The sequence below is a fragment of the Chloracidobacterium sp. genome (assembly GCA_016711345.1).
Classification (GTDB): domain Bacteria; phylum Acidobacteriota; class Blastocatellia; order Pyrinomonadales; family Pyrinomonadaceae; genus OLB17.
This window is the reverse complement of record JADJTD010000001.1, coordinates 14,082-26,113: the sequence shown is the minus strand read 5'-3', so window position 1 is coordinate 26,113 and position 12,032 is coordinate 14,082. Positions and strand designations below refer to the sequence as shown.

Annotated in this window: 11 protein-coding genes; 4 read left to right on the top strand and 7 right to left on the bottom strand. The window is 48.6% G+C overall.

All coding sequences use genetic code 11. From position 1 onward, the window contains the following. Nucleotides 1-98: 98 nt before the first annotated feature. The 3 genes from IPL32_00160 to IPL32_00150 form a co-directional block, all read right to left on the bottom strand. Nucleotides 99-1,136, bottom strand: a complete 1,038-nt coding sequence (locus IPL32_00160) for a trypsin-like peptidase domain-containing protein (GenBank protein ID MBK8464217.1) — start codon at nucleotides 1,134-1,136, stop codon at nucleotides 99-101. 279 nt (nucleotides 1,137-1,415) lie between these two features. Further along, complete coding sequence (locus IPL32_00155) at nucleotides 1,416-1,928, bottom strand: DUF4136 domain-containing protein (protein MBK8464216.1); 513 nt, start codon at nucleotides 1,926-1,928, stop codon at nucleotides 1,416-1,418. 2 nt (nucleotides 1,929-1,930) lie between these two features. Beyond that, nucleotides 1,931-2,623 carry a hypothetical protein gene (locus tag IPL32_00150; GenBank protein MBK8464215.1) on the bottom strand — a complete coding sequence of 231 codons (693 nt, stop codon included), beginning with the start codon at nucleotides 2,621-2,623 and terminating at the stop codon, nucleotides 1,931-1,933. 398 nt (nucleotides 2,624-3,021) lie between these two features. Between IPL32_00150 and IPL32_00145 the strand changes: the two genes are divergently transcribed. The 4 genes from IPL32_00145 to IPL32_00130 all read left to right on the top strand — a co-directional run bounded on the left by IPL32_00145 (nucleotide 3,022) and on the right by IPL32_00130 (nucleotide 7,434). After that, entirely contained in the window at nucleotides 3,022-5,748 is a 2,727-nt protein-coding gene (locus IPL32_00145) for a hypothetical protein (GenBank protein MBK8464214.1), read from the top strand. Between the two features lie 118 nt (nucleotides 5,749-5,866). After that, nucleotides 5,867-6,109: a hypothetical protein gene (locus IPL32_00140; protein MBK8464213.1), complete on the top strand. Its 243-nt coding sequence runs from the start codon at nucleotides 5,867-5,869 to the stop codon at nucleotides 6,107-6,109. A 231-nt stretch (nucleotides 6,110-6,340) separates the two neighbouring features. After that, entirely contained in the window at nucleotides 6,341-6,760 is a 420-nt protein-coding gene (locus tag IPL32_00135; GenBank protein MBK8464212.1) for a hypothetical protein, read from the top strand. Between the two features lie 290 nt (nucleotides 6,761-7,050). After that, complete coding sequence (locus IPL32_00130) at nucleotides 7,051-7,434, top strand: alpha/beta hydrolase (GenBank protein MBK8464211.1); 384 nt, start codon at nucleotides 7,051-7,053, stop codon at nucleotides 7,432-7,434. Between the two features lie 9 nt (nucleotides 7,435-7,443). Here IPL32_00130 and IPL32_00125 read toward each other — a convergent pair whose 3' ends face one another. From IPL32_00125 to IPL32_00110, 4 genes are all read right to left on the bottom strand, one after another. Further along, a complete protein-coding gene (locus tag IPL32_00125) occupies nucleotides 7,444-8,745 on the bottom strand; it encodes a type II toxin-antitoxin system HipA family toxin (GenBank protein ID MBK8464210.1) in 1,302 nt (433 codons plus the stop codon). Further along, on the bottom strand, nucleotides 8,742-9,092 hold the full coding sequence (locus IPL32_00120; GenBank protein ID MBK8464209.1) for a helix-turn-helix domain-containing protein: 351 nt from the start codon (nucleotides 9,090-9,092) through the stop codon (nucleotides 8,742-8,744). Before IPL32_00120 ends, IPL32_00125 begins: the two co-directional genes overlap by 4 nt. A gap of 234 nt (nucleotides 9,093-9,326) precedes the next feature. Further along, the gene (locus IPL32_00115) at nucleotides 9,327-9,902 is read right to left on the bottom strand and encodes a type IV toxin-antitoxin system AbiEi family antitoxin domain-containing protein (GenBank protein MBK8464208.1); all 576 of its coding nucleotides are present in this window, start codon (nucleotides 9,900-9,902) and stop codon (nucleotides 9,327-9,329) included. 568 nt (nucleotides 9,903-10,470) lie between these two features. Beyond that, nucleotides 10,471-11,967, bottom strand: a complete 1,497-nt coding sequence (locus IPL32_00110) for a Do family serine endopeptidase (protein MBK8464207.1) — start codon at nucleotides 11,965-11,967, stop codon at nucleotides 10,471-10,473. Nucleotides 11,968-12,032 lie beyond the last annotated feature (65 nt).

The window sequence follows — 12,032 nt, the reverse complement described above, 5'->3', positions numbered from 1 at the left end:
TCGAGGCGTCAGAACTTTGTTGTCTGGCAATTCATCCCACTATCGGCACATGACGTTCTCCCTAAAGGGATCTTTTTCCCCGCCAATATTTCCTGGCTCTATTGGCGGACCTGAGCTGACAGTTCAATAGTTTTGCCTGCCCTAAAAACCTTGATTCCGTACTTCTCGCCCGGTTTGAGCCTGCTCAACACGGCTCGGAATTCGGGACGGGTGTTCCAACCATCGACTATCGGTATGCCTGCGACCTCCAGGATGATGTCGCCGCCGAGAATCAGTTCCTCGCCCCCAATGTTCACTCGAACGGTTCCGGCTTGAAGTCCGAGATCCGAAGCGGGAGAATTATCAGCTGCCCGCATTACAAGTAGGCCTGCTGCCTGTGGAATGTTGAAGATCTTTGCCATCTCATCCACCAGGAGATAAGCGTCAATGCCGGTCCAGAACGATTTGTTATCGAACAGCAGTTTTCGAGCTACATTCGACGTTATTGCGAACCCTAGTCCCTCAAAACCGCCCGAACGAGAGAGGATGGTACTGACGATGCCTATAACTTCGCCGGCCATGTTGAACATTGGCCCGCCGGAATTGCCTTGATTGATGGCCGCATCGGTCTGGAACATCTCGATATTCGATAAGCCAGCGACCGTTTCCTTCGATTTGTGTTTTCCGCTAATGTGGCCGACGGTCAAGCTGTGACTCAGCCCATATGGAGCTCCGATAACGAACACATCGTCGCCGACCCCAGTATCGTCAGAATCTCCTAATCGGGCCGGCGTGACTGCGGGCCACTCTGTTTCCAGTTGGAGCATCGCCACATCAGCCACGGGATAGGACGCTACGACCCGTGCCGGTACGATCTTTCCATCATGAAATTCAACTGAAACCCGGTCTGCGGTCTGAACGACATGAGCCGCCGTCAGAATCTTTCCGTCATTCGATATAAGAACTCCGGAGCCGAGGCCGGGCAGGCTGACCAATCCAGTGCGGGTACCTCCCGCAACTTTCTTTTCGAGTGTCTTGATCTCAACTACCGAAGGATTGGATCTGGCAAAGAGATCTCGCAATTGCTGTGCATGTGTATGTTGTATTAAGCCGAGAATGATGCCGGCTAGAACGATTGAATAAATTAGTTTCCTCATAATAAGATTTCTTTCTATCTAAGATCTGCCTTTGACTTGCCCGAACCCGAAGGACCGGTGAACCAAAGTACTGGTACAAGATAAGAATTCAATGGGTGTAGCGTCATGTCTCGAAAGGTGCATTTTTAAGGTGTATTGATCATTTAGTGCGGGGCTTCTATACAGCGGCGACGAAGTCGATGACCGAAACGGCGTAGCTCCTGCTTGCAGAAAACGCCCAAAAACAAAATGGGAGCGGCAGTTTGTGCCGCTCCCATTTCCCTTGTTCCTATCCAGCCGTCAGATCCCGGCCCGATTTTTCGCAAAAAGTTCCATCAGTAATTTCGCAGCCCGTTTCACTTTTTCTTCCGTAAGCTTCAGATCGACGGCGTCCTGGCCAACTATCCCCGAGGCAATTCCTCGCCAGACCAGCCCATCCGTCTCGGCGTCGAAAAAATCAACGATAAGCGATCCTTGAACATAGCTCTTATCCCTGCCGCGTTCATCGTTCTTGTCTCTGGTCCCAACGAGAAAGGAGATTAGAAAATCCGGCGATATGCCCTCAGCAGCAGGACGATAGCCGCCCGCCTCCAACTCGTCGCTGAGAGCCTCTTTGATCTTCTTTTCAGTCAAAGTGTCGGTTGCCAATCTATCCAACCGTTCTCTTTTCTGCTCTTTGAAAACGAATGTTCTGAGTCTGGAAAGGTTAGCGTCCTCGTCATACGTGCTCGTTACCGTCTGTCCGAGCGCAACGCTGCCGAAAGATACCACTAAACTCAAAACACAAAATACTCTGTTGATGATGAGCCTCATAGCTACTTTTCCTCCCGTTTATGGTCAAAATTTTCTGTCGTTACGAGGATCTCTCCTTTACGATAGTCGATGACCGAACGGGCCATATATGTCGGGCCGTTGGGCAAATCTTCAAAATCGGATACTATTCGCACCGCCTTGTTCTCAAAGGTTGACAGTATCTCAACTCTCCGCTGCTTGCGTGTTGTCGCATCAACCCAGATTGTCATCGAGTCCCCGGGCTGTAGAGCATCCTTGCCCTGGATCCGAATGAGTGCTTGCTGAGGATTTCGTTCTGGTGTGAAGGTCGCATTCGCAATAAAACGCTCCATCTTGTTAGGCGGAAGTTGACTGTAAGATCTCGCAAGGCCGCCCAATCGGTCCAGGAGTGACACAAATTCCTCTTTCTTTTTCTTCGCGATCATGCCCTTCAAACCGCCGGTTGGGATTTGTTCTTGCGACCCGCTCAGTAGAGTTTGTTGTGCGGTTCCATCAATGTCGTGGCGTGTCATGAGCAATTTGACGCTCTTCGTCTCGCCGTCTTTGCGAACCTCCATTCGTGATTTCCAACTGTATTGACGCAGTTTGGTCGCATTTTCCTGTTGGTTCTTAGCAAATTTCACCTCTTGTTGGGCGAGGGCGGCCCCACACGCAGCTAACATGATCGCCATCGCCATCCAGATCCTACGATTCCTTATGAAATTCTGTACGTTCATTCTAAATATTCTCCTTATTCAATTTTGAACTTTATCGAGCTACTTCAGGCATCCCATACTTTCTTCAATTTTCTGTTAGCCCCGAACCAGCTTTTTCGCAAAGTCACTCGCAGGATAGATAATTGCCAGATGTACTCACATGTCTCGAAAGACACATTTGAAAGATGTATTTCTGCACACGGAACCTAGGTTCGAATTGTTCGGCGAAATGTCGAAAGACGATCTCAGTAAACTGTTGACATTTGGTTCTTTGTCGGCTATTTTTTTCGAATATTGAATTTTCACGCCGATCAGATCGATTTCTTTGGTCCTGGTTGTCCAATGCGGTTGAACTGGTTTCGAGATGGGCTTGAGCGGCCGCCTACGGGGTTGAGTCGCGTCCTCAAGCGGCAGAGTCTATGGACGGGTTAGGCAACACACTTACAACCAAGCTTTATATACCGCCTCTGCGGAGAACCCTCGTGGAACGTCCGTGGCTCCTCGATCAATTGAATGAGGGGTTGAAGGGCAAACTAACGTTAGTCTCAGCACCCGCAGGTTTTGGTAAGACATCGATCGTCACGATGTGGCATCAGCAGAGCGAGATCCCGCTTGCTTGGATCTCGTTGGATGCGGAGGATAACGAGCCGACGCGATTCTTGAGTTACTTAGTCGCCGGGCTGCGGGCGGTTAACGAGAATTTGGTACAGGAAACCACCAATCTTTTACAGATCGTGCCGGCTCCTCCGATAAAAGTCATTTTGACCTCGCTGATAAATGAAATAAGTGCACAGGAATTTGAGTTTGTTCTGGCTCTTGACGACTACCATCTTATCCATGAACACCAAATTCACGACGCGTTGAGTTTTTTTATTGAACGCTTGCCTCCTCATGCCCATGCGCTCATAACAACCCGCAGCGATCCGCCATTTCCGCTTTCGCGGCTAAGAGCGAGGGGCGAGCTGAAGGAGCTCCGAGCGGCAGATCTTCGATTTGGCGAAGCAGAGGTCAATACCTTCTTAAATGATGTAATGAGCCTGGATTTGCGATCTGACGACATCGCTGTCCTCATGGAACGTACCGAAGGCTGGATCACAGGATTGCAGCTTTCAGCCCTAAGTTTGCAGGGTAAAGAAGACAAATCGGAATTTATAAAAAGTTTCGCGGGCGACAATCGTTTTGTGCTGGGCTATCTGCTCGACGAGGTTCTACACCTTCAGTCCGAACAAGTGCAAAATTTTCTGCTGCTCACATCGGTGCTTGGTCGGTTTAACGTGGAACTTTGCAACACTTTGACTCTCAATGACGACGGACACGAGATAATTGAGCACCTTCACCGATCGAATTTGTTCCTGATCCCGCTGGACAACAAAAATAACTGGTTCCGTTATCACCATCTGTTTGCCGATCTTTTACGCGTCAAGCTGAAGCAGCAACGATCAGATATTGTTAAAGAGCTTCAAACCAAAGCAAGCCTGTGGTGTGAAGAAAATGACTTGCTTGAAGAGGCCATCGGCTACGCTTTGGCAACTGAGGATTGGGACAGAGCTCTGAACCTTATCGAGCCGATAGGTTATCAACTCTTCTCGGTCGCCCGGTTTGACCGGTTAAAACGCTGGGCCGATTCCATTCCAGCGAATGCGTTGAGGACGCACCCAATGGCCTGCTATTGGTTTGTGCTGCCCCTCATTTATAAAGAAGAATATGATGAGGCCGAAAGGTATTTGCAGATAATTGAAACCGCAGAAGCGGAAGATCTGAGACGCAGCCTTCTCAGCTCGGTTTGGTCGTCCCGCTGCTATATATCAATAGCCCGTGCCGATTTGGAAAAATCATTGGACTACGGTGCAAAGTCCCTCGAGCTGTTACAGCCCGAAAATACAGTTCAACACGTCATAACAAAACATGCGATCGTCGCGACGTCTCTGTTAATTGGAGACACTAGAAAGACCGAGCGACTAACCCTTGATGCTCTCCCGACATACCGGCAGCACGATCACGTTCTTTTTGAAGTTTGGGGCATGATCTTCTTGGGATATGTCCGTGCAATGCAAGGACACCTTAGGGCTGGTGCCGAAACTCTGCACGCAACGATCAAATTCATCAATGAAAAAGCTCCGAATCGCTACGAACCGCTGATCTTGCCGCACAGTTTCTTGTGTGACATCTACCGCGAACTGAATGACCTCGAAAATGCCACGATCCATTTGAACGAGGCCCTGAAGATCATTGACAAAACCGGGCGCGAAAGCGACATCGTACTCGTGCCCGATAGCCTGAAAAGTTTGGCTCTTATGTTTGAGATGAGCGGCGATCCAGCGAGGGCACAGGTGTTGATCGATAGCGGGATGAACCGTATGAAAAAATGCGGCAACGCAATTTTTGTCCGGCAGCTTGAAGCTTTGAACGCCCTTCTTTGCATTCGTCGCGGTGATGTTAATTTGGCAAACAGTTGGGGCGAGTCTTGCGGTTTGAGTCCGGAAGATCTGCCCACGTATTTGGGCGAATTGGAGTATTTGACCTTTGCCCGATGGCTGATCGCCACCGAAAAAGCCGAACAGGCCTTGCCGATACTCACACGGTTGCAAAAAGCGGCAAAAGCAGGGTCGCGCCAACGTATAGTCCTAGAAACGCTGATTCTGGAAACCGTCGTACATCGATCATGCGGAAATGAGGCGAAAGCCCTCAGCACACTGGAAGAAGCACTGATCCTGGCCGAGCCCGGAGCTTACGTGCGTAGTTTCGTTGATGAAGGCGAGTCAATATCAACCCTTCTGATCGAGTGCCTAAAGGAAAACGGCCGAAGGTGGGAGATCGAAAAGCCCGAATTGCTAAAGTACGTGATCAGACTAAATGATTCCTTTGCATCGACGGCGTCACACAAACCCCAGAAGGAAAAGGCAGTCGGCGCAGATCTGCCCTGGTGGTACGTCAACGACCCATTAAGTGAAAGGGAACTCGAAGTGATGCAGCTTGTCGCTCAGGGGCTATCGAATCACGAGATCGGCAATAAAATATTCATATCTCCCGGCACCGTCAAACGTCACCTCAGCAACATCTACCAAAAACTCGACGTACACAGCCGCGTTCAAGCGATCGAACTCGCCCGAAGATTTCAACTTATCCCGCCGTTCAGCGATTCGTAGTACGCGTTTTCGAGCCCGAAATTCCTCTTCTTCGAAATGTAACTTTTGGGACATTACAGTACACCCGCGACATATGTAGATTCAAACTGGCTACTTTAGGTACGAAGTACAGGGAGAAATGAGAAAAGTGGAATTCAACGATCAACAAATTGACAAAGGGTACTGTGAAATTCGGATCAAAGGCAAACTAGAACCGAGCTGGACGGAATGGTTCGATCTGATGTCCATTTCATCCGAAACCGATGTAACAGTCATTTCGGGTCTCGTATCAGACCAAGCAGCTCTGCAAGGGCTAATTGAGAAGATCTCATTTCTCGGAATGACAATTATCTCGATCAGCTTCAAGAAGATTGGTAACTAACTCTTCTGGGCTTCACATGGGTGGCGTGTGCTCACACTCTCTCAAGATTTCTTTCTGGCCGTGATTTACTGATGAGCAATTTTAATTCAGGAGTGAAAGTGTTTTGTGACATAGATGTCGCAAATGGAATATCACGAGACATCGATTTAGCAGACTTTTACATTTCAACGAGAGCTGTAGTGTCTACTTTTCTGACGCAAGCGGACGCTCTAGATACGCGGAGGTTGCAAGATGAATAAGATAATTTTGAGAGCAGACGCCGTCTTCGTCGGCTTGGCTGGTAGTTTCGGCGTTGCTTCAGACTTAACGTCATACCTGGCCGGCAAAGGAGTCTTTGGCAACATTTTCCATCAGAATCCTCTTGTGATCTCGTCCGTGGAAGCTCACATGTTGGGGATTACGACAGCAGTATTGTTCTGGTATTTCTCCTCGAAACTTGCGACGACTGCCGGAAATCAATTGGCGATCGCGTTTCACTTGATCTGCGGCATAAGTAATGTCGTTTGGTTCGATATTTTCTATCTCACAAACATGCCGACCCAAGGATTCGTCGTGACGATTCTCCATTTCTTTTTTGTCGCATTGAACGGGTTAGTTGTATTTAGTGGTGCAGTCCAATCTCGCGAGTTAAGTACTGGTATGAGAGGTTAACCGTGAATCTTTCGAAGTTAGTTATCTTCAACGGCCTCGTCTGCATACCGGGAGTAATCATCCCGTAGTACTTCAATCTGCAATTGTCATGCTGCGTTACGCCAGTCGGTAGGGAGTGTTGTGCCCTGGCGTAAACCTTTAACTGAAAGACGGAACCCCGCCTCAGTTGCCTTTTGCCCGATCTCATACCACGGACGTCATCTAAGTGGTCGCTGAGGCGATGAACCTGGTTCGTCGGGTGCGGGGAGTTACGATAATCCTGCAACGATAAGGAATGGGATTGGAACGCTATGCATTGTAAATTATTGATTCTACTGAAGTTACTGGAGGCGGCTATCGGAATCGAACCTTACATTCAGCAGGACAAATATTGGACCCAGTTTGCCGCTGACGTTTCCGAAGCCAATGCAAAATTGATGGCAGCCGCACAACGTCCGGTCACCGAGGCTGCGCTCACCGATCTAGCACCCGAGCCAGCCTGGAAGAATATCCCATCATGGTTCGTCTACGGCGACAAAGATAAGAACATCCCGCCCCAAACATTGGCATTCATGGCTGAACGAGCCAGATCGAAAGGTACGGTTGTGATCAAAGGCCGGTCACATGTAGCGATGATCTCAAACCCCTCCGCCGTCGCAGGATTGATCAAACGAGCGGCATCGATGGATCGGTAGTAATATTGCTCAAATTGACGACAACTCCAAACGCAGATTCTCTTGGATCTGCGTTTTCCACGATCCGGTGACTTTTGCGGTATCGGCAAAATCCGGCCATCTTTCAACTGCCTTTCTGACCTCACCAACAATTGACTCAGCGCGACCTCGTTTAAGTGAAACCGCCTCAGCGCATGCCTTAAAATCATTCATCGAAAACCCATCCCGTTTTCCGTTCATGGTCATCTGGTGACTCGATGTCCATACTCCAGACGGATTAAAGCTGTATGCCACATCAAACGCGGGGGCAAGAGACCATTTGCCCTCTTTGCCCATTAGAAAAGCGATATTCTTGACATGATCGTCCTGATTTCTCGCAAGGATGTTAAATGCCATCCGGCGAAACATCTGCTCAATGGCGAATGTCGATAGCTTAAGCTGACGCATGATGAGCATGGCTTGCTCGTAACCATATGCGCCGGCATTGTTGAAATCAAAATGAGCGAGGCCGCTCAGGGACAACATGTGCAGCTTTTCGCCGTTCTCGAGACGGTCGAATCGCTTTGTCATGAAATGCCGTCTGCCGTTTTCTTCGAGTAAGCGGCATTCGCTCATCTGTATTCCTGCCTCAAGTGCCATCAGATAGTAGGCGTATTCGATTGCTCCATAGCCCTGAGGATCGGCAAGTTCCTTGTCGCGATTTCCGGTGACGCCATCAAACTTTAATAACCAATATTCAAATCCGTCGCCGGCTTTTCCTTGCCCAGACCTAACTTCATTGGTTTTCCGATTCCACGCGATCACCGCTTTGGCCCGGGCACCACCCGCGGAGGTTCCTACGCGAAGGATATCCCTGAGAGAATCAGGATCGTCAAAAGTAGTATTAAGATTGTTTCGTTGATTCAAAACGTCGGAAGCCAGTTTAACTAAAGCGTCAACCTCGATCTTACGAGAGGCCATCTCTTTTGGACCCTTGCTCGGGAAAAACTCGAGGGCTCCCATACCACGTGAGCCCGTATAGCAGAGCCTTTCCACCGCATTAAAACTATCAGCGGACCGGCCTTGCGTCGCGAGCCAGGCATCGATGAGAGCGTTTCCAAATTTATCCGGTAATGAATCAGCCAGCAAACCGGGTAAGCCGTGAAAAGTCGGTCGTGGCAGTTCCGGGAACACATATATTGATCCAGTGAGCGGCATCACAATCGGTGAAACCTCAATGCCGCTTTTCATGAATTCTGGTGTGTACTCAAAGGCAGCCACATCATTTCGGTCCTCAAGCGAAACCGCCCCGATGGTGCTCCCCCACAGCTTGACCTCGGCCAGCGTTGTCATGACTCATCCCCCCAATTCCAAGCCTTATTCGTTGAGTTTGGAGTTCGCTTCGTCGAAGCTCGTCGCCGGTTTTTCCCTTGAAGTTTCATTTGAGCTATTGGGCTTGCGACAGGTTCCGGGAAGAGAACTTCTAAACGTTGCTGTAAGCCTAATGAGCGAAGGAGCCGAATCAGGCTTGTAATTTGAACCGATTCGCCAGCCTCTAGCCGTTCGACGGTTCGCTTCGACACCCCGGACTGCTCCGCAAGGTTGGCTTGGGTGAGATTTTGATTCAATCGAATCATTGCGACACGTTCTCCGATTTCTTTAAGAATTGCTTGATCGGTAGTGTTTGCATCGAATCTCATAATGCGTCAATTATGGCGAATAAATGGAAAAATGTCAATATAAATCGGCGAATATGGCGAGTAGAAAAGGACAGTCATTTTTTGGAATATAATATCGTCACTAATAACGACTTAGACCGAATATCGATAGCTAGTCGCCCGTCTTGGCGAAATATAGGCACGATTCAACTATCCGGTTCTGACTGGGATGCTTTGGAAACACTGATTCCGATTGGAAGACTTTTGCTTTGGTGGTCATGGCACGATGACCTCCAGATGCTTGGCCATTACCGATTCAAGTCCAAGTTCCTTTGCTGCTTTTGCAAGCTTTGCTTCCGTAGTTCTTCTTGTTGCAAGAGCCTCGCGAGCGGCTTTAAGGGCCGTTCGCTCACCTATCTTTGTGAGGAATTTTAGAGCCTCTAGTACCGCCCTTTCGACCGTGACAATTCGATAACCCGGTTCATCTACGATATGTTTGTCGAGTCTTGTTTTTGTTCGAATCAGTCTATAACCCTTTTCTCGGGTTCTTTTTTCGGCCGGAACCACTACCCATATTTCGCCCGGCACTTGTTCGGCAAGATTGTAATGATACAGAGCCGAAAGACCCCCAATTGCCGACTCGGGTCCAAACTTTGAATATGCGATCTGGAATCCGACATCGTTCTCGAGCAATGCCTTTGGATGAAGGTAGATTCCACGACCGAGACGAACGATCTCCTTTGCAGCGACAAGCCGGGATATGTCTTGCTGACTAATTCCCAGAGACTTACCCTGATCCAATGTAAAGACCCCAAGTTTTTTCAATTTTGGTAGCTGATGCTTATCCATCATTTAAAGAATGTGGTGTAAAGTGACATCTGTCAATGAACAATGTCGCGATGCACCAACATGAAAGAGGGGTGGCATTTCAGACAAAATTCCTCAAATATATAAAAAAGCGGTAGGCGAGAAGTGGGAAAAGTAATGGAAATCGAATACAAACTCGTTGGTTTGTTAATAAGCCAAAATGACTTAGGAGATGGGGTATCGTCAGATTGTTTCCCGAAAATGTCGCAAAATACTCGACAGCAAAATTGGTGTTGATTTTCGATCAAAATGTGTTATTTTGATCTTCTCGCAAGGGTTATTTATCGCCATTCTGAGTAGGAATAATCTTGGTAAGTTGGTTGCAAGATGGTTGCACTTTTGCCGACTCACATCTAAGCACAACATCTCCACGACGCTCAAACAGTCGATTTTGATTGGTTTTGAGAGCTTTTGAGAAGCGGTGATTAACCCTCAGGTTGGTTGGGGTGCGAGAGGTCGCTGGTTCAAATCCAGTCGTCCCGACCAAAATAAAACTCCCGGTTCAATTATGAACCGGGAGTTTTTCCATTTCGCTACATTTGTTAGCTTACAGCTATTCGGGTTTGACCGTGAGGTAGATCGTCTGTCCTCGACGGATTATCAGCAAGAGGACGGGTTTGCTCTCCGCTGAACCCAGTGCTGATTTAACATCTGCTACTGAATTTACCGGTTTTTGATTTAACTCAAGGATAACGTCACCGCGATCAATCCCGGCTTCGGCCGCCGGGCCGTTCGGATCGACTTCCGTCACAGCAACACCTTCGGAATCGGAATCGAGTCCGAGTTGTTTAGCGATCTGCGGCGTTACTGGTTGCAAACTTAAACCAAGTTTGCCGCTCTGATTTGCCGGTCCGGAATTATCCTCTTCGCCTTCCTGATTTGTTCCTAATTTCTTTGACTCACCATTGTCGAACTCATCCAAATTTGCTGTAAGTTCTAATTCTTTACCATCACGAACGACCGTGATTTGTATATCGGTTCCGGGCAGTGTTCCCGCGACCTTATTTCGTAGAACATTACTGGTCTCTATCTTTTCGCCATTGATAGCGATGATGATGTCACGACGTTTGATCCCGGCTTTTTCAGCTGCGCTTCCGGGTTTAACACCGCTAACGAGAATACCGCTTCTGTCTTTTAGTTCTAATGCCTGAGCAGTGTCCTCGGTAATGTCCTGAATATTTATTCCCAGCATGCCGCGTCGGACCTTGCCGTCCTTTATCAGCTGTTCCATCACAGACTTAGCCATGTTTGACGGAATCGAGAAGGCGATGCCGATGTTTCCGCCGCCTGAGCCTCCAGATAGAATTTGCGAATTTATGCCTATCAGTTCGCCGTTAAGGTTTACAAGAGCTCCGCCGGAATTGCCTTTATTTATCGGTGCATCGGTTTGCAGAAAATCTTCGTAGCTGCCGTCACTAAGACCGGTCCGACGGCCCTTTGCAGAGATGATTCCGGCAGTTACGGTCTGGCCGATTCCGAGCGGATTGCCGATCGCGAGAACGATGTCGCCAACGCGAACATTGTCGGAATTGCCAAGATTGAGAAAGGGAAGATTTGTTGCTTCTATCTTTAATACTGCGAGATCGCTAGGCTGATCGGTGCCGACGATCTTGGCCTCGTAGGTTTTGTTGTCGCTCATGGCGACAGTGATCTTATCGGAGCCTTCTACGACGTGATAGTTTGTCAGGATCGTGCCGCCCGCATCAACAACGACTCCGGAGCCGAGGCCGTGCTGTATCTGAGGACGCTGATTTTGTCTGGGCATTGGAATCTGGAATTGTTTAAAGAAATCGTCTCCGCCGGGAAACTCAGTTCTCGGCGACGCTTTTTCTTTATGATCGGCCTCGATGCGAACGACCGCGGGCGAAGTTTTCTCAACAACGTCAGCGTATGACGTCCGCATTCCTTCCACCACGACTGGTGCAGACTGGACCGGCTGTTGATTGGCAACAGGTAGTTCTTGGCCACCAGCCAAAAGATTGGTTTTGCATCCCGAAGCGAATGCAGCGGATGCGATGGATCCAATTACAAATAATTTCTTAATATTCATCGAATTATACTCCAAATAAAGAATGCCATTTTTCAATATTACGCTTTATTTTATATGCTTCAAGC

Coding starts and splice junctions, on each gene's coding strand:
- IPL32_00160 (MBK8464217.1), bottom strand. CDS start 1,136: ATGAGGAAACTAATTTATTCAATCGTTCTAGCCGGCATCATTCTCGGC.
- IPL32_00155 (MBK8464216.1), bottom strand. CDS start 1,928: ATGAGGCTCATCATCAACAGAGTATTTTGTGTTTTGAGTTTAGTGGTA.
- IPL32_00150 (MBK8464215.1), bottom strand. CDS start 2,623: ATGAACGTACAGAATTTCATAAGGAATCGTAGGATCTGGATGGCGATG.
- IPL32_00145 (MBK8464214.1), top strand. CDS start 3,022: ATGGACGGGTTAGGCAACACACTTACAACCAAGCTTTATATACCGCCT.
- IPL32_00140 (MBK8464213.1), top strand. CDS start 5,867: ATGAGAAAAGTGGAATTCAACGATCAACAAATTGACAAAGGGTACTGT.
- IPL32_00135 (MBK8464212.1), top strand. CDS start 6,341: ATGAATAAGATAATTTTGAGAGCAGACGCCGTCTTCGTCGGCTTGGCT.
- IPL32_00130 (MBK8464211.1), top strand. CDS start 7,051: ATGCATTGTAAATTATTGATTCTACTGAAGTTACTGGAGGCGGCTATC.
- IPL32_00125 (MBK8464210.1), bottom strand. CDS start 8,745: ATGACAACGCTGGCCGAGGTCAAGCTGTGGGGGAGCACCATCGGGGCG.
- IPL32_00120 (MBK8464209.1), bottom strand. CDS start 9,092: ATGAGATTCGATGCAAACACTACCGATCAAGCAATTCTTAAAGAAATC.
- IPL32_00115 (MBK8464208.1), bottom strand. CDS start 9,902: ATGATGGATAAGCATCAGCTACCAAAATTGAAAAAACTTGGGGTCTTT.
- IPL32_00110 (MBK8464207.1), bottom strand. CDS start 11,967: ATGAATATTAAGAAATTATTTGTAATTGGATCCATCGCATCCGCTGCA.